The organism is Corynebacterium sp. CNJ-954 (genome assembly GCF_001942345.1).
Classification (GTDB): Bacteria; Actinomycetota; Actinomycetes; order Mycobacteriales; family Mycobacteriaceae; genus Corynebacterium.
On sequence record NZ_MKKI01000011.1, the window covers coordinates 289,383 to 310,828 of the forward strand.

20 protein-coding genes and 1 pseudogene are annotated in these 21,446 nt (G+C 65.4%); 2 read left to right on the forward strand and 19 right to left on the reverse strand.

What is annotated here, in order from left to right:
* The 3 genes from ilvA to BJF89_RS19365 all read right to left on the reverse strand — a co-directional run bounded on the left by ilvA (position 1) and on the right by BJF89_RS19365 (position 2,532).
* On the reverse strand, positions 1 to 1,536 hold the full coding sequence (gene ilvA, locus BJF89_RS06045; protein ID WP_075813138.1) for a threonine ammonia-lyase, biosynthetic: 1,536 nt from the start codon (positions 1,534 to 1,536) through the stop codon (positions 1 to 3).
* A 39-nt stretch (positions 1,537 to 1,575) separates the two neighbouring features.
* The gene (locus BJF89_RS06050; protein ID WP_075813140.1) at positions 1,576 to 2,262 is read right to left on the reverse strand and encodes a 3'-5' exonuclease; all 687 of its coding nucleotides are present in this window, start codon (positions 2,260 to 2,262) and stop codon (positions 1,576 to 1,578) included.
* A gap of 147 nt (positions 2,263 to 2,409) precedes the next feature.
* The gene (locus BJF89_RS19365; RefSeq protein ID WP_255372501.1) at positions 2,410 to 2,532 is read right to left on the reverse strand and encodes a hypothetical protein; all 123 of its coding nucleotides are present in this window, start codon (positions 2,530 to 2,532) and stop codon (positions 2,410 to 2,412) included.
* A gap of 452 nt (positions 2,533 to 2,984) precedes the next feature.
* Between BJF89_RS19365 and ligA the strand changes: the two are divergent.
* Together ligA and BJF89_RS06060 are read left to right on the forward strand one after the other, a co-directional pair.
* Positions 2,985 to 4,990, forward strand: a pseudogene (ligA, locus tag BJF89_RS06055) (NAD-dependent DNA ligase LigA).
* 93 nt (positions 4,991 to 5,083) lie between these two features.
* On the forward strand, positions 5,084 to 5,419 hold the full coding sequence (locus tag BJF89_RS06060) for an antibiotic biosynthesis monooxygenase (RefSeq protein WP_075813142.1): 336 nt from the start codon (positions 5,084 to 5,086) through the stop codon (positions 5,417 to 5,419).
* Between the two features lie 18 nt (positions 5,420 to 5,437).
* On the opposite strand, the gene BJF89_RS06065 is transcribed toward BJF89_RS06060, so the two are convergent.
* The 16 genes from BJF89_RS06065 to BJF89_RS06140 all read right to left on the reverse strand — a co-directional run bounded on the left by BJF89_RS06065 (position 5,438) and on the right by BJF89_RS06140 (position 21,395).
* Entirely contained in the window at positions 5,438 to 6,391 is a 954-nt protein-coding gene (locus BJF89_RS06065) for a hypothetical protein (RefSeq protein ID WP_255372502.1), read from the reverse strand.
* Positions 6,388 to 7,494, reverse strand: a complete 1,107-nt coding sequence (mnmA, locus tag BJF89_RS06070) for a tRNA 2-thiouridine(34) synthase MnmA (RefSeq protein WP_075813144.1) — start codon at positions 7,492 to 7,494, stop codon at positions 6,388 to 6,390. The genes BJF89_RS06065 and mnmA overlap by 4 nt, the downstream gene beginning before the upstream one ends.
* 146 nt (positions 7,495 to 7,640) lie before the next feature.
* Entirely contained in the window at positions 7,641 to 8,759 is a 1,119-nt protein-coding gene (locus BJF89_RS06075) for a cysteine desulfurase family protein (protein WP_255372503.1), read from the reverse strand.
* A complete protein-coding gene (locus BJF89_RS06080; RefSeq protein ID WP_255372504.1) occupies positions 8,674 to 10,506 on the reverse strand; it encodes a sodium:proton antiporter in 1,833 nt (610 codons plus the stop codon). The genes BJF89_RS06075 and BJF89_RS06080 overlap by 86 nt, the downstream gene beginning before the upstream one ends.
* Positions 10,507 to 10,701: 195 nt before the next feature.
* On the reverse strand, positions 10,702 to 11,655 hold the full coding sequence (locus BJF89_RS06085; RefSeq protein WP_075813146.1) for an electron transfer flavoprotein subunit alpha/FixB family protein: 954 nt from the start codon (positions 11,653 to 11,655) through the stop codon (positions 10,702 to 10,704).
* A gap of 48 nt (positions 11,656 to 11,703) precedes the next feature.
* Positions 11,704 to 12,492 carry an electron transfer flavoprotein subunit beta/FixA family protein gene (locus BJF89_RS06090; RefSeq protein WP_075813148.1) on the reverse strand — a complete coding sequence of 263 codons (789 nt, stop codon included), beginning with the start codon at positions 12,490 to 12,492 and terminating at the stop codon, positions 11,704 to 11,706.
* A gap of 162 nt (positions 12,493 to 12,654) precedes the next feature.
* Positions 12,655 to 13,887: a class I SAM-dependent methyltransferase gene (locus BJF89_RS06095; protein WP_075813150.1), complete on the reverse strand. Its 1,233-nt coding sequence runs from the start codon at positions 13,885 to 13,887 to the stop codon at positions 12,655 to 12,657.
* Positions 13,884 to 14,738, reverse strand: coding sequence for an NUDIX hydrolase (locus tag BJF89_RS06100; protein WP_075813404.1), 855 nt, complete (start codon positions 14,736 to 14,738; stop codon positions 13,884 to 13,886). The genes BJF89_RS06095 and BJF89_RS06100 overlap by 4 nt, the downstream gene beginning before the upstream one ends.
* 152 nt (positions 14,739 to 14,890) lie before the next feature.
* Positions 14,891 to 15,757 carry an ABC transporter ATP-binding protein gene (locus BJF89_RS06105; RefSeq protein WP_075813152.1) on the reverse strand — a complete coding sequence of 289 codons (867 nt, stop codon included), beginning with the start codon at positions 15,755 to 15,757 and terminating at the stop codon, positions 14,891 to 14,893.
* A 68-nt stretch (positions 15,758 to 15,825) separates the two neighbouring features.
* Positions 15,826 to 16,803, reverse strand: coding sequence for a tetratricopeptide repeat protein (locus BJF89_RS06110; RefSeq protein WP_075813154.1), 978 nt, complete (start codon positions 16,801 to 16,803; stop codon positions 15,826 to 15,828).
* 11 nt (positions 16,804 to 16,814) lie between these two features.
* A complete protein-coding gene (locus BJF89_RS19370; RefSeq protein WP_075813156.1) occupies positions 16,815 to 17,126 on the reverse strand; it encodes a hypothetical protein in 312 nt (103 codons plus the stop codon).
* A gap of 16 nt (positions 17,127 to 17,142) precedes the next feature.
* Positions 17,143 to 17,844: an endonuclease NucS gene (nucS, locus tag BJF89_RS06120; protein ID WP_075813158.1), complete on the reverse strand. Its 702-nt coding sequence runs from the start codon at positions 17,842 to 17,844 to the stop codon at positions 17,143 to 17,145.
* Positions 17,845 to 17,915: 71 nt separating this feature from the next.
* Positions 17,916 to 18,371: a DUF2550 domain-containing protein gene (locus BJF89_RS06125; RefSeq protein ID WP_255372505.1), complete on the reverse strand. Its 456-nt coding sequence runs from the start codon at positions 18,369 to 18,371 to the stop codon at positions 17,916 to 17,918.
* Positions 18,372 to 18,576: 205 nt separating this feature from the next.
* Positions 18,577 to 18,951 (reverse strand): F0F1 ATP synthase subunit epsilon, encoded by a 375-nt coding sequence (locus tag BJF89_RS06130; RefSeq protein WP_075813160.1) that lies wholly within the window; start codon positions 18,949 to 18,951, stop codon positions 18,577 to 18,579.
* A gap of 12 nt (positions 18,952 to 18,963) precedes the next feature.
* Positions 18,964 to 20,412 carry a F0F1 ATP synthase subunit beta gene (gene atpD, locus BJF89_RS06135; protein WP_075813162.1) on the reverse strand — a complete coding sequence of 483 codons (1,449 nt, stop codon included), beginning with the start codon at positions 20,410 to 20,412 and terminating at the stop codon, positions 18,964 to 18,966.
* 2 nt (positions 20,413 to 20,414) lie between these two features.
* Positions 20,415 to 21,395: a F0F1 ATP synthase subunit gamma gene (locus BJF89_RS06140; RefSeq protein ID WP_075813164.1), complete on the reverse strand. Its 981-nt coding sequence runs from the start codon at positions 21,393 to 21,395 to the stop codon at positions 20,415 to 20,417.
* Positions 21,396 to 21,446 lie beyond the last annotated feature (51 nt).

Sequence of the window (21,446 nt, forward strand, 5' to 3'; positions counted from 1 at the left end):
CTACTCCCCTGCCGGAGCCAGGAACAGCTGGTAGGACGGGTTGTCGGTCACCTCGGTGAACGGGTAGCCCAGATCACTGAGATGGGATTCGAAGTCCTCGGAGTGTGCATCCTCGAAGGCGGCGAGGATCCGCCCGTAGTCCATTCCCTGACTCCGGTAGTGGAAGGCGGTGATGTTCCAGTTCGTGCCGAGAACATCGAGGAAATGCACCAGCGCACCGGGGTGCTCCGGGAACTCGAAGGAGAACATCCGCTCGTTAACGAAGGCAGGCGGCACGCCACCGATCATGTAGCGGATATGTTCCTTGGCGACCTCATCGTCCGACAGGTCCACGACGTCGTATCCGGCGTCAGCCAGGGCATCCGCAATCGCCTCCCGCTCCGTGACGCCTTCCTTGAGCTGGACGCCGACGAAGATCCGCGCACGGCGGTCATCGCCGCGCTCACCGACACGGTAGTTGAACTCCGTGACCATCCGACCGTTGAGGACCTCACAGAACTTGAAGAACGCGCCCTGTTCCTCCGGGATAGTGACCGCGAAGATCGCCTCTCCGCCTTCACCGAGTTCCGCCCGCTCGGAGATGTAGCGCAGGGTGTGGAAGTTCAGGTTGGCGCCGGAGAGCACGTTCACCAGGGTCTCGTCCTGGATGTCATTGGCCGCGGCATACTTCTTGAGTCCCGCCAGGGACACCGCGCCCGCAGGCTCGGCGATCGCCCGCGTGTCGTCGAAAAGGTCCTTGATGGCTGCGCTGATCTCATCGGAGCTGACCGTGACGACTTCATCCAGGTACTCCTTGCACAGTCGGAAGGTCTCGGCACCGATCTTGCGGACGGCCACGCCCTCAGCGAAGAGGCTGACGTGCTCAAGTTCGACCGGTTCACCGGCCCACAGCGCTGCAGTGAGACATGCGGACTCCTCGGGTTCCACACCGATGACCTGGATTTCGGGGTTCAGTTCCTTCAACAGCACGGCGACCCCGGCGGCGAGACCGCCACCGCCGACGGGAACGAAAACACGGTCGACGGGACCTGCCTGGAAGATCTCCAGCCCGATGGTTCCCTGGCCAGCAATCACCGCTTCATTGTCGAACGGTGGGACGTAGACCAGGCCGTCGGTCTCCGAAAGCTCCTTGGCCTTCCCCTGTGCCGCGTCGAAGTTCTCACCGTGCAGCACAACTTCGCCGCCGAAACCGCGCACCGCGTCCACTTTGATGGAAGGGGTGGTCACCGGCATGACGATGACCGACCGGATGCCGAGTTCGCGTCCGGACAGCGCCACGCCCTGCGCGTGGTTCCCCGCTGAGGCGGTGATCACACCGGCACAGCCGGTGAGCTGTGACATCCGGTTGAACGCGCCACGCAGCTTGAAACTGTGGACAGGTTGAAGGTCTTCACGCTTGACCAGGACACGGTTGCCCGTCTTCTCCGACAACGCATCCATGGTGTCCAGGGGCGTGTGCTTGGCCGCGCGGTAGACCGGCGCGGCAACGATGTCGCGGAGGTATTCGGCCGAGGTCTTCGTCACGGAGTTAGCCATGGTTGTCAATCGTACTGAACGGCTGTATCCGACCGGTCACTAGGACTGTACGGGCCAGGAGGTGTTGACCGTGGCTGCACGGTCCGTCTGCCCTTTGTCCTCGAAATACTTCTTGAGTCCGGACTGCGACTCGTAGTGCCAGGTTGCCTGGTTAAGCATGAGTTCGTCCGCACTGACCTCGGTGAGTTCGGGGTAGGCGCGGGCTAGTTTCCATGCCACTCTGGCAGCTGCCAGAGCATCTGCCGTAGCCTCGTGCGCGTTGTCCAGCGTCACACCCCAGTGGGCGCACACCGGTTCCAGCTGCCGTTTACCTTTGCGGTACGGATCCTTCGCTTTGTCGATGACCAGAGGGTCGACGACCGGACCGTCCACGGTGAACGTGGGATCCAGGCTCCGGAGGACCGTGAGGTCGTACGCGGCGTTGTACACGATCAGTGTCGCTCCATCGCGCCACCCTGCCCGGATCCGCTCGATGGTCTCGGCAAGGACCTCATCGTGAGGGCGTCCGTGTTCCCGGGCGTACTCCGTGGAGATGCCGTGGACTTTCGCCGCCCCTTCAGGAATGGGGATACCCGGGTCAGCGAGCATCTCCAGGTCGTCACGTTGACGACCGTTGATCGAGATCAGGGCACTGGTCACGATGCGTGCGGTGAGCGGGTCCGTACCGGTGGTCTCCAGGTCGAAGCTGAGGAGATGGGTCGGATCGAAATGCGCGGCGGTCGTCATGGGTGCCACTCTATAACGCCCCCCGGACGCCAATGCCGCGGTGTAGTCGACGTACGACGCCGCCCGGGCACACGGTCGATATGGCCGTGTGCCCGGGCGGCGTCACCGCAGGGAATGACGGGCAAACACCCCTGCGCCCTTGCGGACTTAGACGAGGAAGTCGTCATGCTCCGGCGTGTCGACGGCGATGGCCTCGTCGTCCCCGAAGAGGAAGTAGTTGGCGCCGGAGGTCATCTCGTTGATCTCTTCACGGCTGAGCAGGTTGAACATGTGATCGTCCTTTCTGAAATGCAGCCATCTGATCTATTCGCTGGTCTGCGAGGGGGCGTTCTTCTTGACACGGCCAACGCTAGATTTTGCCCGGTGAACAGTTCCACCCCTCCGGGTAGCGGGCCACCCCGATACCTACATCACATTCCAGCCATCACCGCAGTCCACAGGGCTCGCGATGACCGAGTCTAGTTATGTCCACCGTAGGGAGCACCACCCCCGACTATTATGTCTCGAATCACACCAGCCCCGCCTATTGTGAAGGCACACTCACATACCGAAAGAACAATTGGCTGTGCGCCGGACGTCGCTCCCCGTTCGGCGCCGGGCTCACTACACTGGCGACGGTGACTGAGACACCGCCCGAGACACCGACTGAGCCATCGCCCGAGACTCCCGAGACACCCGGGGCACCCGGGGCACCCGGGACCCCTGAGGAGCGTTGGACCCGTCTGGCCGCTGACATCCGCCGACACCGGGAGCTGTACTACTACGAGGCTCCCGAAGTCTCCGACGCCGACTTCGACGCGATGATGCGCGAGTTGCAGGAGCTTGAAGAGGCTCATCCTGAAGCAGTACAGGGACCGAGCCCGACCCAGGAAGTCGCCCCGTCACCGGAGAATTCGCCGTTCCGCAACGTCGACCACCGGGAGCCGATGCTCAGTCTCGACAACGTCTTCAGCCTCGACGAGATGCGGGAGTGGCTGACCAGGACCCCCGCACCCACCTACCTCACCGAGCTGAAGATCGACGGCGCTTCGATTGATCTCCTCTATGTCGACGGCCGTCTGAGTCTCGCCCTCACCCGGGGTGACGGTGTCACCGGTGAGGACGTCACACACAACGCCCGGACACTCGCGGACATCCCCGACGTGCTCACCGGCACCGAGGAGTTCCCTGTCCCCTCTGTCGTCGAGATCCGGGGAGAGATCTTCATCACCGTCGAGGACTTCGCGACGATGAACGCGGACCGCCAGGCTGAGGGGAAGAAGATGTTCGCGAACCCCCGGAACGCCGCGGCCGGCGCAATGCGGCAGAAGAATCCGGAGGAGACAGCCAAACGGCCCCTCCGTCTGATCTGCCACGGCATCGGTGCCAGGGAGGGGTTCGAACCTGCCAGCCAGCATGACGCCTACCGGGCGATCGAGGCGTGGGGGCTTCCCGTCAGTCCGTACACCCGGCAGGTGCACTCCACCGACGACGTCCTCGACGCAGTCACGTACTGGGGCGAGCACCGACACGACGCGGCCCATGAGATGGACGGACTCGTCGTGAAGATCGACGACGTCACCGAGCAGCAGAACCTCGGTGCCACCAGCCGTGCCCCACGATGGGCGATCGCCTACAAATATCCCCCGGAAGAGGCGGTGACCACCGTGGAGTCCATCCGCGTAGGCATCGGGAGGACCGGGCGCGCCACGCCGTACGCAGTGATGACCCCCACCTATGTCGCGGGTTCGACGGTCACCATGGCGACGCTGCACAACGCCACTGAGGCGCACCGCAAGGGCGTCCGTCTCGGAGACCGCGCGATGATCCGTAAGGCCGGTGAGGTGATTCCCGAGGTTCTGGGCCCGGTGGAGACCGCCCGGACCGGAGACGAACGGGAGTACGTGTATCCCTCACTGTGTCCCGAGTGCGGGACCCCCCTGTCCCCCACCAAGGAGGGAGACGCCGACTGGCGTTGCCCCAACACCCGCTACTGCCCCGGTCAACTGCAGAACCGGTTGAACTATCTCGCAGGACGTGGCGCCTTCGACATCGACGCACTCGGCGAGCGTGCCGCCCACGACCTCATCGCCTCCGGTGTACTGCCGGATGAAGGCCACCTCTTCTCGCTCACCGAGGAGACGCTGGCCACGACAAGTGCGTACACCACCAAGGCGGGGACGCTGAACAAGCAGGGGCGGGTCCTGCTCGACAATCTTGAGGAGGCGAAGGGGGTCGACCTGTGGCGGGTGATCACCGCACTGTCGATCCGCCACGTCGGCCCCACAGCAGCCAAGGCGCTTGCAGCGAACCTGCAGTCCATTCCCGTCATCGACGAGACGTCCGTCGAAGACATGGCAGAGATCGACGGAGTCGGCGGAATCATCGCGCAGTCGGTCAAAGACTGGTTCGCCGTCGACTGGCACAGGGAGATCGTCGATGCCTGGCTGCCGCCGGGGTCCGGATGGAACAGATCGTGGAGGCATCCGATCTGCCCGAGCAGACTCTCGCAGGGCTGACCGTGGTCGTCACCGGGTCATTGGCGAACTTCGACCGCACAGAGGCCAAGGAAGCAGTGGAGTCCAGGGGAGGAAAGGCGTCCGGCTCCGTGTCGAAGAAGACCGACTTCGTCATCGCCGGAGAGAAAGCAGGCTCGAAGCTCACGAAGGCCGAGGACCTCGGTGTGCCGGTGCTCGATGAGGCGGGATTCGAGAAACTGCTCGCTTCCGGTCCGGACGCCGTGCGTTGACTCGTCCGGCTGCACCGGTTGCCGCGCTCCACGGACACTAGGTCCGCGGTAGGCTCGACGTCGACATCCGCCGCGACCATCGTCAGGAGTTCCATGTCCGTCGTGAAGATCAACGCTATTTCCGTGCCCGAGGGAGCCGGACCCGAGCTGGAGAAACGATTCGCAGCCCGCGCCCACACCGTCGACTCCTCCCCCGGTTTCGAGGGCTTCCAGCTGCTGCGGCCGACCAAGGGCGACGACCGGTATTTCGTCGTCACCACCTGGGCCACCGAGGAAGACTTCCAGGCGTGGGCCGCAGGCCCTGCAAAGGCCGCGCACAGTGGCCCCCATGGCGGTGAGGGGAAGAAGCCGGTGGCGACCGGGGCCTCCCTGCTGGAATTCGAGGTCGTGGATCTCGACGCGATCACCGCGCAGGCCTCCGACGACTAGACCTGCCCCGGGCTCTGCTCAGTTGCGGTGCAACAACGCCGCGGCCCCCCGCACGGTCCGCGCCAGCTCCGCTGCCGCCCCGGGCTTCAGGATCCCCTCGCCTACCGCGACCAGGTCAATCTGGGGCTCGGGCGTCGCCACATCGAAGGTCCACTGTTTCCACGTCCGGATGACACGGTGTGCGATGTCGTCACTGGTTCTGCTGTCATCGACCCGCCAGGCGACGGACGTACCATCGTCCACCATCCGGGCGACGCTGTCCGTCAGATCGTCGACGACAACACTGTCCGCTCCAGTGTGTACGACCTCGGGCCACTCGACACCACTGTCGAGGATGACTGACCGTGCTCCCACGCCACGGACCTGCCCGATGAAGCGACGTTCGACATTCACCGCGACCTCACGGTCGACCTGCATGGTCTCGAACTCGGTGGCCCCCTGCAGCCGGGACGTGACCTCACCGAGTCGTCTTTCGTGGACGTGCACCACGGTGGCTCCGACAGCATCGCAGAACTCCCGCACCCCTTCCCCGAGGGACAGGGCGACATCTCGGAAGGCGGGACGGTCGAAACACAGCGGGTGTCCGCGGTACTCGACGGAAGCACCGAATGTCCATGGGCCCGACACGTGCACCATCAGTCGGTCGGCGCCGGGCATCGTTTCGGCGACAGTGTCGGTGAGTTCGTGGAGCCGTCCGAGGAAATGACGGGCATCCAGGGTCTTCCCTGGGGCCACTTCCCACCCGCGTGCATGGGACCGAAGGTACGGGCCGCCGACGAGCGCGCCCATCGCGGCCGTCACCGGCACCAAGTCGCTCTGTGGCAGGCTCAGCGGAGGGACGACGCCGACGTCCTCATCCACGTCACGGGTCCGTCGAGAGGCGGCAGCCAGAGCAGAACGGAGATCGCCGTGGTCGGTCCGCACATCCTCCCACCAGCCGAGACGCAGTGGGCCATCCTCTCCTGCGTTCACGCCGACTGTGCCTGCTTGCCGGTCGACCACGGCACCGTGGCACTGATGGTGCCTGATCCGAGCAGGATGTCGCCGTCTGCATCGGGGAGATAGACCACTGCCGCCTGCCCACGTGCGACACCGCGCAAGGGCTCGTGGAGGTCGAGGGCGACGGACCCGTCGTTCAGGGTGGCTGTCGCCGGGACGACGCCGCCGTGGGCGCGGACCTGGACGTCGCAGTCAAAGGTGGTGCCGTGTTTCGCCGGGTCCAGACGCTTGAGCCGGTCGGCCGTGATGTGGCCGATACGCAGGTCGTCCCGGCCACCGACGGTGACCGTCCCGGTGGAGGCATCGATGTCGGTGACGTACCTCGGTTGTCCGTCGGCCGCGGGTCCGGCGACACCGAGGCCCTTGCGCTGGCCGATGGTGAATCCGTACACCCCGTCGTGTTCGGCGAGAGTCTCACCCTCGACCGACTTCACCATCCCGGGACGCAGGCCGATCTGGTTACCGAGGAACGCCTGGGTGTTACCGTCGGGGATGAAACAGATGTCATGGCTGTCCGGCTTCGACGCCACCCCCATCCCGAGGTCCTTGGCCTCGGCGCGGATGTCAGGCTTCACCGTGTCACCGACCGGGAACATGCAGTGCGCCAACTGCTCGTCATCGAGCACACCGAGCACATAGGACTGGTCCTTGTTGTCGTCGATACCGCGACGCATGACGCCGTCGTGCAGGCGGGCATAGTGCCCGGTGACCACGGCGTCGAAACCGAGCGCGATCGACCGGTCCAGCAGCGCCTCGAACTTGATCTTCTCGTTGCAGCGCAGGCAGGGATTCGGTGTCTCCCCGATCTCGTAGGACTCCACGAAGTTGTCGATGACATCGGCCTTGAACCGGTCGGAGAAGTCCCACACGTAAAATGGAATCCCGAGGGAATCACACACACGCCGGGCATCAGCGGAGTCCTCCAGCGAACAACATCCCCGTGATCCGGCACGGACAGCCTCCGGCGACTGGCTCAACGCCAGGTGCACGCCGACAACGTCATGCCCCGCCTCCAGCGCCCGTGCTGCAGCCACGGAGGAGTCCACTCCCCCGCTCATCGCCGCGACAACCCGCATACCTTCCTCTGCTCTCTCGTGCACACCGGTGCACGTCGGTGATCGTGTGGGACCGTCAGTTCCCGAGGCCCTGCAGTCGACCCTTCACCCTACACCGCGGCAGGTCAGGTGCGAATCGGCCGGCGGCAGGTACGGCAGTACCGCCGCTACGAAGCCATCCCGGCCGCACGCGCCTGGTCGACGACACCCGGCAGCAGGGAGCAGAGCCGGTCGACGTCGTCCGCGGTGGTCGCCGTCCCGAAGGTCAGCCGTAACGCGCCGCGGGCAACCTCAACCGGGACGCCCATCCCGGTCAGCACGTGGCTGGCGCGGTTCACTCCGGCCGAACATGCCGACCCTGTCGAAGCATCCACTCCCGCGACATCCAGCAACATGATCAGGCTGTCCCCTTCCGCCCCGGGGAATGCCACATGGACATGCCCGGAGAGAGCTCCGCCGGACGGATCGGTGTAGATCCGCGACTGAGGGATCGCCCCGACGACGGAAAGGACCTTCTTCCGGAGAGCGGACAGGCGCCGTTGTTCCTCCTCCATCTCCTTGACAGCGGCAGCCAGGGCTGCGGCTGTGCCGGCCGCTCCCTGCGGGTTCGCTGTCCCTGACCGGACGCCCCTCTCCTGCCCGCCACCACGCAGGGGGCTGACCAGTACCGCGTCCCGACGGGCGAGCAGAATACCCATGGATTTCGGCCCACCGAACTTGTGGGCGCTCGCGGCCAACGTCGAACAGCCGAGGGCATGGAAGTCCACGGGCAGGTGGCCGACGGCCTGGACTGCATCGACGTGGAACGGCACACCGGCGGCCACGGCTCGCCCGGCGAGGTCAGCGACCGGCTGCAGGTTGCCCGTCTCGTTATTCGCCCACATACAGGTCATGACCGCGTCGACCGATGCCTCGAGCTCCGGTAGCTCGCTCACGCGGACCCGTCCCCACCCGTCGACGGGCATCTCGCTGTGGTCGAACTGCGGGGTGCCCCCGCCCACCATGCCACCACACAGCCAGTCGACGGTTTCGACGATGGCCGGATGTTCGGTCGCCGCCGCGTGAATCCGCCGGGCCGCGGGGCCCCTGGTCTTCTTCGCCCCGTACGCAAGCCCCTGGACGGCGAGATTGTCCGATTCTGTTCCGGACGCGGTGAAGATGACCTCAGCACGGTCGGCGCCCAGCAACTCGGCGACCTGTTCACGTGCGTCTTCCAGCACCCGTTGTGCGTGCCGTCCTGAGGCGTACTGACCGGCGGGGTTCAGGAGCGCCCCCGTGTCTGCCATCGCGGCAGCCGCTTCCGCACGCAACGGCGCGGTAGCGGCGTGGTCGGCGAAGATCCTCGGCGTTGTCGGCATCGTCGGCATCGTCGGCATCGTCGGCATCGTCGGTGTCGTGGGTGTCACAGCCGGTCACCTCTCCTCGGGGAATGCCAGAAGGCGTCGGTCGAGCTCGCGCATCTTCTCCCCGATCGCCTCGGGTCGACCCCCGCCGCGACTTCGAGGCTGCCAGACTTCGCTGGGCCGCGTACATCGCCTCACGCCTGACCTCGAGTGCCTTTCGGCCCAGCGCCTGACTGCGCGCCCGGCGCCTACGTAGGATCTCGGCTTCCGTCGTCCCCGCCTCATCCGGGGCATCATCAGCACTGTCATCGGAGCTGTCGTCCAGGTTCGACGCCGATCGCACGAGACCGAGTCGCTCCTCGATGCGTGCCGCCTGCTCCGGCGAGAGCCCTTCACTCATCTGTTTGCGGACCACATCCAGCGCAACGCGGTACGCCTCGTCGAGGGCCTCCTCCGTCAGCTTGTCGTCCAGGTCCTGCAGCCCGTGATGTGTGCGCAGGTAGGAGGTCAATGCAGGCAGAGTGAGTCCCGGAATCACCATCGTGCACAGGAGTACGACGAAGGCGACGATGGTGAACTCGTCACGCAGCGGGAAATCAGCCGGGTTCAGTGACAGCACCAGGGCGAATGTCACAAGACCTCTCATCCCGGACCAGCTGAGCAGGATGACGTCGGTGAATCGGATCGGCGCACGGTAGCGCCCCCGCTTTGTCCGATTGGCCCGCAGCAGCCAGAACATCCAGAGGAACCGCACCAGAATCAGCACCGCAGAGATCACCAGCCCCCACCACACCGGGTTGAGGTGGTCGGTCTCGTCGTCGATGATCGCGTCGCGGACATTCATGCCCATCAGCCCGAAGGCGAGGCCGGTAACCAGAAGCTCGGTGACCTCCCAGAACGCAGACCCCGTCAGCCGGGAGTCCGCCGCAGTCGCATCCGCACGGGACGTCAGTTCCACGGCAGCGACGACGACAGCGATCACGCCGGACACGTGGATCTCCTCCGCCGCGAGGTACACCATGAACGGCAGGACCCAGGTGAACGCGTTACCGGCGACCGGCGAATCGAGCCACCCCAGCACCAACGCCGATCCCCGCCCGACGAGCCAGCCGAGCAGCACCGCCCCCACCGCGCTGTAGATGAACGTCCCGCCGGCTTCGAACCAGTGGATGTCGTCATTGAACTCAGCCGCGGTGATAGCCGCGCTGAAGATCACCAGGGATGCCGCGTCGTTGAACAGACCTTCCGACTGCAGCGACCCGATGATCCTGCGGGGAATACCGGCGGGCTCAGCCACGGCCTCGACGGCGACAGGGTCCGGAGGAGCGACAGCGGCCGCGAGTGCCAGAGCAGCGACCAGGCCGACCCCCGGGATGATCAGCATGGTCACCCCGGTGACGACGGCGACAGTGATGAACACCAGCCCCACCGACAGACTGAGGATCGTCCGCCACTGGTCCCGGAACATGCCCCACGATGTTCTGCGTGCCAGCGCCCACAGCAGCGGTGGCAGGAACAGCGGGAGAATCAGCTCCGGTTCGATCCACACCGTCGGAGTCCCCGGGATGAACATCACCGCAGTGGTCACGAGCAGAAGGAGGACCGGCCACGGAAGGCCGATGCGGTCGCCGACGCCCACCGTCAGTACCGTCGCGAGCATCAGGAACATGATGACGAAGAGGGTGGTCACGGCGTTCTGTCCTTCGTGGTGGGCTCGGAGTGGCGTGGTGGGATACCGCCGAAACTTCCGGGAATACGGCGAGGACCCGCACTCGATGAGTGCGGGTCCTCGCCGTGCCGTGCACGGTACACCTCACCGGTTCACCGCTGAGTCTACCCGGCGGTTCCGGCGCAGACACCGCCAGGTGCCTGCAGTGACGTACTGCTAGCCGCGGGCCTTGAGAGCCTCGGTCGCCTGCGGAGCGACCTTGAAGAGGTCTCCGACGACACCGAAGTCGGCGATCTCGAAGATGCCGGCCTCGTCGTCCTTGTTCACCGCGACGATGGTCTTGGAGGTCTGCATACCGGCCTTGTGCTGGATCGCCCCGGAGATGCCGAGGGCCAGGTACAGGTTCGGGGAGACCGTCTTACCCGTCTGTCCGACCTGGAACTTGCCCGGGTAGTAGTCGGCGTCGACAGCGGCGCGCGAAGCACCGACCGCTGCGCCGAGAACGTCGGCCAGCGGCTCGACGACGTCGCGGAAGCCCTCCGGGCCGGCGACACCGCGGCCACCGGAGACGACGATCTTCGCCTCGGTGAGCTCCGGACGGTCAGCCTTCTCCGCCGGGGAGAAGGCCGTGACAGTCACAGCGGTCGGACCGGCAGCAGGCAGTTCGACCGGCTGAACGGTGCCGGACGCGGCCTGCGGCTCCGGGTCGATCGCACCGGCGCGCAGGGTGTACACCGGGGATGCCCCGCCGGCGGTCGACTCGACGGTGAAATCTCCGCCGAAGATCGAGCCGGTGGCGGAACGGTCGGCGTGGATCTCGATCTGGTCGTAGAGCACGCCGGAAGCGACACGGGCGCCTACGCGGCCGGCGATTTCGTTACCGGCCGCGCCTGCGGCGATGACGACCGGAACCTGAAGCTGGGCTGCGAGGCCCGAGACGGCGTCGACGGAGGGGGTGACGACGTACTTCTCGGCGTCCTCCGACTCTGCGGCGTAGATGGTCTCAGCGCCGCCGGCAGCGAGACCGGACTGCAGCTTCTCTGCGGTGCCGGGGGCTCCGACGACGACGGCACCGACGGTGCCGAACGCGCGTGCTGCGGTGATGAGCTCAAGGGTGGAGTTCTTCAGTTCACCCTGTGTGTGCTCGACAAGTACCAGGACGTTGGTCATGGTTGTGAATGTCCTTTCGACAGATTCGTTCTGGGGAATCGGGGTGAACTAGACGAGCTTCTTCGACACGAGGTACTCGACCAGCTTGTTGCCGCCGTCACCCTCGTCCGTGATGATCTCGCCCGCGGTCTTCTCCGGCTTCGGGGCGGCGTTGGTCACGGAGGTGGACGCAGCGGCGAGGCCGACATTCTCCGCAGCGACGCCGATGTCACCCAGGCTGACCTCGCGGATCTTCTTCTTCTTGGCTGCCATGATGCCCTTGAAGACGGCGAAGCGGGGGGTGTTGGCCTTCTCCGTGACAGAGACGATGGCCGGCTTCGGTGCCTCGACGGTGTAGACGCCGTCCTCGGTGACACGCTCGCCCGACACCTTGTCGTCGGTGACTTCGAGGGTGCGCAGATGTGTCAGCGCCGGGATCTGGCGGTACTCGCTGAGCAGGCCGGGGACCGCACCTGCGACACCGTCGGTGGAGGCGTTACCCGCGATGATCAGTTCGATGTCATCGACGAGGTTCAGCGCGTTGGACAGGGTCCAGGCGGTGCCGAGGGCATCAGAACCGGCCAGCGCGTCGTCCGTAACGAGGATGGCCTCGTCCGCACCGAGGGACAGTGCCTTACGCAGCGCGTCCTTGGCGCTCGCGGGACCGACGGAAAGCACGACGACGTTGCGGTCGCCACCAGCTTCCTTGAGCTGGAGTGCAGCTTCTACGGCGTTCTCGTTGATCTCGTCGAGGACCGCGTCGGCGTTCTCACGATCGAGGGTGAAGTCGTCATCAGTCAGCTTGCGCTCGGAATAGGTGTCCGGCACCTGCTTGACCAGAACCACGATGTTCGACATTCATAGGCCTTCCTGCTTGGGGTGCTTTTCTTCGGTCAGAAGTCTACCTGCGAATCACCGTGATGTACCCCACATAGAAAATCTCACCGGGGTCAGATCACGGAATAAACGTCGTCACCTGCGAAGATACGAAAGAGTACGTTGAAAATCATTTTTATATCACTACCCCCGCAGGTGTAGTTCCTCCGCGATGACAGCTGTCGCCGTGTCACCGATCCGTGCGACGACGACGGTCAGTTCCCTGCCCTCCCGCCCCCGTTTCAGCTTCATCTTGCGGCGCAGCGCATCCGGGTCCACGTCCACACCCCGCACGAGGATCTCCAGACGTACGCAATCCAGCGATGCGAGAGCTGATTTCAGCCGTTTCAGCGGCACCTGGTCCACCACCTCGAAGATGCGCTGCCCCGGCACGGCAGCGCCATCCCTGAATGCGTCGAGGGAATCCCCGCTGAGGTAGGCGATGTGCGGGTCGATCCGCCACCATCCGATCACCGCGGCGTACTGGCGCACCAGTCCGGCGCGGACCACCGCCCCGTCGGGGTCGAGGATGTACCGTCCGAGGGCGCCGACGTCCTCGGACTCCGGATCATCCGACGTCAATACCCGTCGTACCCCCTTGCGGAAAACCACGGCACGACGGTCGTGCCGTGCCAGGTCCGGAGTGTAGAGACACGCCTCCTTCACCCCACCGTCGACACTGACGACGTCGACCTGCCCCTCCCAGTCGGTGTAGTCGATGCCCGGCGCGCACTTCACCGCCAGAGAGGCCCCCGCATGTGCCGACACCAGGTCGGGAAGCGGCGGCAGAAGGTCCTTCGGATCGCGGATCCGCCCGCGGGACGTCCGGCGCGCGGGATCCGCCACCACAACGTCCACGCGTCCCGGCGCGAACGCCGGCACCACCGCATCTGCACGGACGAGACCGACGTGTGCTGCAGAGATTCCGGAGGTCCTGAGGTTGTACTGTGCCATCAGCAGCCGTGCAGGATCCAGGTCGGCACCCAACACGGTGCCGAAGCGCCGGGACAGATGGAGCAGTTCCGTCCCCACAGAACAGGTCACATCCGCGACGACCGGTCCAAACCCGTCTCCTCCTGAGCCGCCCCCCAGGACGTCGGCGAGAAAGTCCGCACGTTCTGCGGCAACCACGGCCGGCGTCGCCTGCTGGGCTGATTCCCCGCAGACCAACCAGTCGTCGGGGACCTTCCCGCCACGCAGGGCGGCGCGCCGCGCTGTCACCAGCTCACTGAGCGCCCTGGCCTTGTCGCCGTAACGGTCCCTGAGCCTGGCGGTGTCCCGCACCGTGCTCGACGCCGACAGTTCGAGCCGCTCGGCGTCTACCACGGCGTCAGTGTTCCGGGCGAGCCAGTGGACCTCGTCGACGGTGTACGTCACGAGAACGGGGACGGAGGCAGTTCCCCCGGATCGACGGCGAACTTCATCCCGGGAGCGAACACCCGTTCCGGATAGCCGTACATCCGGGTCTCCAGCAGGTAGTACTCGGCCATGTACGGTTCGTCGACAGGCTCACTACGGACCGGGTCGACCCGCAGTGTCTCGGCGAAGTCCAGGACCTCGTCGACACTCCGGAATGTGTCGAGCATCTTGAGCTGTGCCCAGGTCGGCGGCATCAGGTTGATCTTCCGGTTACGCCAGCCGTCCAGAAGGGTCGCCGGACGGAACCACCCGGTGGACGTCGCCTCACGGGTGTCGCCGTAAGCTTCCTGGCCTTCGGGCATCGCGGCGACAAAGAACGCGGTGTCGTAGCGGATGGGCTGGGATTCGGGGGTCACCCAGTTCGCCCACGGACGCAACAGGTCTCCACGGAGAACCAGGTCGTGCATGCTCAGGAAATCGGAGAACGCGAGCCGGTGATTCTCCAGTTCCTGACGAAAAGGCAGATAAGGGGTCGTGTCCCGCACGGGACCGCTACCGTTCTCGGCCGACTCCCCGGCATAGCCCGCCAACAGAGTCCCGGTCTCCTCGAAAGTCTCGCGCACCGCCGCGCACACCAGGGCACGGGCGAGATCAGGGGTGGTGCCCAGTCGCTCGGACCACCAGCGGGTCGACGGTCCCTGCCAGCCGATCTCCGGTGACGCATGACCGTCCCCGTCGACATCCCCGGGCATGTCCCTGGCATCCACCCCTCCGCCGGGGAACACCGTCATTTCTGCGCAGAAGCGCATCGTGCTCGCACGCTCCTGCACATAGACCTCGGGGCCACTGAGGGTGTCTCTGAGGAGCATCAGTGTCGAGGCGTGCCGGGCAGGCACCACCGCAGAGTCTGCCGCAGTAGCACCGTCGTCGTCTGCACGGTTTCTGCTGTTCACACTGCCATCCACCATGTCCTCCACCATAGCCTTCTCACGTCGTCTCAGTTGCAGGGCGATGACGGGCGCTACCGTGCTCGGTGGCTACCGGCGTTCCTCGTCCGACGGGCGAAATACCGCCCGTCGTCGACAGTCAGCGAGATCGGCTGGTGGTAGGCTCGCGTCAGGTTCTCTGAGGTCATCACGTCCTCAAGCAGGCCCTGGGCCACCACACGCCCTTCGTCGAGGATCATACCGTGGGTGAATCCCGGGGGGATCTCCTCCACGTGGTGGGTGACCATAACGGTCGCCGGTGCGTCCGGATCCGCCGCCAGTTCGCCGAGCATCATGACCAGATCCTCGCGTCCCCCCAGATCGAGACCGGCCCCCGGCTCATCGAGCAACAGAAGTTCAGGGTCGGTCATCAACGCCCGGGCGATCAGCACCCGTTTACGCTCACCTTCACTCAAGGTCTCCCACCTCTGCTCGCCGAGGTGGACCGCACCCATCTGCTCGAGGATCTCCATGGCACGGAGTTCATCTCCCCGGTCATACTTCTCACGCCACCGCCCCATCACGTCGTAACCGGCAGAGATGACGAGGTCGATGACTTTCTCGTCCCCGGGGACCTGATGTGCGACCGCGGCCGAGGACATCCCCACAGCGGTCCGGAGTTCCCGGACATCGGTCTTCCCCAGCGTCTCCCCCACGATCCGTGCTGTGCCGGAGGAGGGGTACTGACGCGCTCCTGCGATCGTCAGCAGTGAGGTCTTACCGGCACCGTTGGGACCGATGAGAATCCACCGTTCATCGACCTCGACCTGCCAGGTCACCGGGTGAAGGACATGGCGTCCGTTGCGGACCATGGCGACGTCGTGAAGGTCCAGGACAAGGTCCTCGTCCAGGGCATCGGCGGTGGCGGGAGTCGAGATGATGGTGTCATTCACCCTTCCCATCGTGCCCTATCCGCACCACGGGTGGCAGATCAGGGGTCCCCGTCGCCCGGAATTCTCAAGTCCGTGGCTCAGAACAACGCAGAGGCCATCCGGGTCCGGGCTGCGATGACCTCCGGGTCAGCGGTGTCGTACATGGAGAAGATCTCCAGGAGCCGCGAACGCGCGGAGTCACGGTCCTCCCCCTCGCTGGTCCTGATGCGCTCGATGAGCGTGTCGAACGCCTCCTCGCGAGCACCAGCCAGCAACAGGTCGTCGATCTCGTCGGAGGCACCGGATGCCGAGCGCTCCAGGAGAACGGCGGTCACCCTCGCAGCCCGGGCCTCCGCAACGGTCTCCGGCTCTGCCGCGCTGTCCGCGATAATCCGGTCGTACACGGCGGTGGCCCCAGGGAAGTCCTCCTCATCGAGCAGTGAGGCGGCTTCGTCGAAGCGGGGGTCTCCATTGTCCCCGGCTCCGGTACCGCCGTCGGCACCTGCGGTGTCCGCGTCCTCTCCGGGACCCGGCTGCTCAGGAAGTCCCGGCAACCTTCCGTCGACGGCGCGGACCACAGCGGCGACGAACTGGGCGATCTGTTCCGGCGGCTGGACCCCCTCGAAGTTGGTCAGCGGGCGGCCACCGGCCAGCGCCAACACCGTAGGCACCGCCTGCACCTGCAGTGCCTGCGCGATCTCCGGGGTCGAGTCAACGTCGACCTCGCGGAAGACCCACTGGACCGGCTCACCTGAGGAATCCTGGGCTTCGGCGAGACGGGTGAACTCCGCGGCCATGTCCGCGCATCCCTCCGCGCGCTGGCTTCCCAGGAGGAGAATCACCGCCACCTGTGTCGAGCGGACAACGAGGTCCTGTTCAAAGGTATCCGGAGTGATCATCGCACTGCGTGCGATGCGTACCCCGCTCTCGGCCTCTTCTCTGGACCGCTCAGCCGCCCGCTGACGCTGATCCGCCGCCTCCTTCACGGCGCCGAGGTCCACGGCACCTGCCGCGAAACGGTTAGGTGCCGCAGGGCCGCCCTGCTGATGGTGTCCCGGGTTATTCGGTGTCGTCATGGCGCCCCATCTTAGCGCTGACCGGTCCGACGCCGCTCCCAGCACCCAGTGTGCCAGTGCCGACGGTCGTCACCTCCACGATGCGAATCAGGCCAGGCGACGATGTGTGCGAGCCCAGGCGGGATGTTCTGGTTACAGCCCGGGCACACGTAGTACTTCACCGCCGACTGAGACCCGATGCGCCGCACCAGATACGACTCAGCCCACCCGGACGGGCCACCGGCCCAGGACGGCGCATCCTCACGTCGTGTCCCGAGATACGACGCCCCGTCCCTGCGCATGCCGCGCTCCGGGCTCCCCTGTCTCCTGTTTCGCCTCGGCATCGCCCCGTGACCGCTCTCAGAACAGGCGGAGTTCGTCGGACTCCACACCACGCATCGCCTGGTAGTCCAGGGTCACGCACCGGAAGCCACGGTCCTCCGCGAGAGTCTTCGCCTGTGGCTTGATCTCCTGTGCCGCAAACACGCCCTGTACCGGCGCCAGAAGCTCGTCACGGTTCAACAGGTCGACGTACCGGGAGAGTTGCTCGACCCCGTCAATGCCACCCCTGCGTTTGATCTCGACCGCGACAGTCTTTCCGTCGGCGTCGCGCGACAGGATGTCGATCGGGCCGATTGCGGTGGGGTATTCCCGACGGACCAGGGTGTACCCCTCGCCCAGGATGTCGATCTGTTCTGCCAGCAGCTCCTGCAGGTGGGACTCGACACCGTCCTTGACCAGGCCCGGATCCTCCCCCAGCTCGTGCGACGTGTCGGAGTACACCTTCCAGAGACGGATGGTGAGACGCTCCTTCTTGGGATTCTCCACCGTCCACACAGACTGGACGCCCTGCTCCGCCATGTCCGCGGGCACGTCGTCTGACTCCGCAACGGTCAGTGCGCAGGGCGGTGTCATCCAGTTGAGAGGCTTGTAGGCCCGGTCGTCGGCGTGGATGCTCACCGAACCGTCTGCCTTGACCATGATCAGACGGTCGGCCTCCGGGAGATGGGCCGCCAGGCGTCCCTCGTAATCGACGGAACAGCGGCAGATGACCAAACGCATGCAGAACAGGCTACCCCATCAACCGCCGGTCCCAACGCCGGCACCCCGCCCCTACTGCCCGCCCGGAATGGCTAACGGATCCCGCGTTTCCGTGCCATCCGCATGTCCGACCGAACCATCCGTTCCGACGGCGCCGACTCCAACCAGGAGACCAGGGCGGTGTCTCCCGCGTCGTCGAGGGCGACCTCCCAGGTCTTCTGTCCGTCAAGCAAGGTCATCACGTGCAGATCCGCCTCGAGGAACGCCGATTCCCTGCGGGTGATGGGACGCCGGTCCGTGATCTCCGTGTGGTGACGGCTCAGCTGCAGGTCTGACTCGGGGCGCACCGACCGGAGCTTGTACACCCTGGCGATCCCGCTCCCGTATACAAGAACCCCGTGGCGCCAGTGCCTGCCGTCCGGATTCGGAAGGCTTCTGACCACCACGGGGATTCCCCTGCTGCGGAGAGTGAGAAATCGCGCGCCTGCGATGAGTGCTCCGCAGACGAGCACGATCACCACGACGGTGATCAGAATGTTCAACAGCACCAGGTACGCCCCTTCTCGGTCGTCATCCGCCGACGGTAGTCGTCCGTCGGGGGAATTGCGCCTCCGAACTTTCCGACGATGTTACCGCTGCCCGGAGGCAGTACCAAAAGAGAACGGGTCCCCGCCACCGCCACCACAACCCATGAAGAACGCCGGGCCGGTCACCTCGGTGAGGTGACCGGCCCGGCGGCAGGTGCAGCGGCTGTCAGCTCTCCTGCAGACGCTTCACGGCGCGAAGTTCGGACTGCGCCAGCTCCCGCTCCTCTTCGGTCGAGGCGTCGCGCTCGCGCGCCTCGGCGTCAGCGGTGTCGACCTCGTGGGCCCACAGTGCGGAGTCGGCGAGGATGGTGATCTTCTCCGTCGACACGGACAGGAAACCGCCCTGTACCGCAGCAACCAGAGTCTCACCCTCGGTGGTCCGGATGACCACGACGCCGTTCTCGACCAGCTGGCCGAGCAGCGGCTCGTGGCCGGGCAGCACGCCGATCTCGCCCTCGGTGGTCTGTGCGGTGACGGACGTGGCCTGACCCGACCACAGCATCCGCTCCACGGCCACCAGTTCAGCGGCAATCTCAGCCATGTGCGTGACCCCTTACTTCTCGGTGAGCTTCTTGTAGGCGGCCTCGACGTCGTCGAGTCCACCCAGACCGTCGAAGCACTGCTCCGGGTAGGCGTCGAACTCGCCGTCGCAGATGCGCTCGAAGGCATCGATCGTGTCCTCGAGAGGCACGAAGGAACCGGGGATATCGGTGAACTTCTGGGCCACGAAGAAGTTCTGGCCCAGGAAGCGCTCGATACGGCGGGCGCGCTGGACGGTGATCTTGTCCTCTTCGGACAGCTCGTCCATACCCAGGATGGCGATGATGTCCTGCAGCTCCTTGTTCTTCTGCAGAATACCGATCACGCGCTGTGCGACAGCGTAGTGGCGGTCACCGACGATGCCGGGCTCCAGGATGCGCGAGGTCGAGGTCAGCGGGTCCACCGCAGGGTAGATACCCTTCGAGGCGATGGCACGGTTGAGCTCGGTCGTCGCATCCAGGTGGGCGAAAGTCGTCGCCGGGGCCGGGTCGGTGTAGTCGTCGGCAGGCACGTAGACGGCCTGCAGAGACGTGATCGAACGGCCCTTGGTCGAGGTGATCCGCTCCTGGAGCACACCCATCTCGTCTGCCAGGGTCGGCTGGTAACCCACCGCGGAGGGCATACGCCCGAGCAGCGTGGAAACCTCGGAACCGGCCTGGGTGAAACGGAAGATGTTGTCGATGAACAGCAGCACGTCCTGGTTCTGGACATCGCGGAAGTACTCCGCCATGGTCAGGCCGGACAGCGCCACGCGCATGCGGACTCCCGGGGGCTCATCCATCTGACCGAAGACAAGGGCGGTGTCCTGGAGGACGCCCATCTCCTCCATCTCGAGGCGGAGGTCGGTGCCCTCACGGGTACGCTCGCCGACACCGGCGAACACGGAGGTACCGGAGAACTCGCGGGCGATACGGGTGATCATCTCCTGGATGAGCACGGTCTTGCCCACACCGGCACCACCGAACAGGCCGATCTTGCCGCCCTTGACGTACGGGGTCAGCAGGTCGATGACCTTGATGCCGGTCTCCATGAGCTCGGTACGACCTTCAAGCTGGTCGAAGCTCGGGGCTTCACGGTGGATGCCCCACTGCTCGCCGTCGCGGCCGAGGCCCGGCTCGTCGAGGCAGTCACCGAGGGCGTTGAACACGTGGCCCTTGACGACGTCGCCGACGGGGACGGAGATCGGACGACCGGTGTCGGTGACCTCGGCCCCACGGACGAGTCCGTCGGTCGGGGCCATGGAGACACCACGGACGATGTTGTCACCGAGGTGCTGGGCGACCTCCAGGACGATGGTCTTGGCCACCGCTTCCAGAGTCACCTCCACCTCAAGTGCGTTGTACAGTGCCGGCAGCGCGCCACGCGGGAACTCCACGTCGACGACCGGTCCGATGACTCGGACCACGCGACCGGCAGCAGTCGATGCGGCGCTGTCGCGCTGCACCTCAGTAGCTGTAGTCATAGTTAGTCACTTTCTCCGCTGTCGGCGAGCGCGTTCACGCCACCGACGATCTCTGAGATTTCCTGGGTGATCTTTGCCTGACGCAGCTGGTTGGCGACACGGGAAAGGTCGTTGACCAGCGCGGTGGCGTTGTCCGTCGCAGCGGACATTGCGGTACGTCGAGCAGCGGACTCACTTGCGGCGGCTTCCAGCATCAGCGCGAAGATGCTCCGGGAAACGTACTGCGGCAGCAGCGCCTTCAGGAGCGAATCCGGGTCCGGCTCGAAGTCGACCTCGGCAGACACCGCATCGTCGCCGTCAGACAGCATGTCGTCGCCGATGTGGAGCGGTTCGTCGTCCATCTGGGTCGCAATCGGCAGCATGCGGATCGCCTGCGGCGTCTGCGTCAGCATCGACTCGAACTTCGTGTAGACGACGTGCAGTTCACCGAAGCCCGCGACCTCGGTGTCCTCCGGGGTGTTCAGGCCGTCACGCCACTGCACCGTGCCGTCATCGCCGGCCGTGAAGCCCTCGATGAGGTGGCGGCGAAGATCGTGCGTTGCGGAGTAGACGGGATCCTGGGAGAAACCCGTCCAAGAACCGGCGACGTCGTCACCACGGAAGCTGTAGAACGTCACACCCTTGGAACCGGCGACATAGAGGACGACGTCCTTGCCTTCTCCCTCGAGGCGCTTGCGCAGCTCGGCGGTCTTCTTCAGCACATTGTGGTTGTAGCCACCGCACATGCCGCGGTCACTCGTGATAACGAGGATAGCCACACGCTTGGCTTCTGCTTCCACGTCCAGCATCGGATGATCCAGTGAGGATGCCGATGCGAGACGCTGAATGACCCGAGTGATCTCGTCGGCGTACGGCTGGGACGCGTCCACGCGAGCCTGCGCCTTGGTGATCTTGGAGGTCGCGATGAGCTCCTGGGCCTTCGTGATCTTCTTCGTCGAGTTGACGGACTTGATCCGACCCCTCAGTTCGCGAAGTGTTGCCATCGCTGCTACCTCCCTTCTTCTGTGTACTCGGTCTGTGCAGTCATCGTCTTA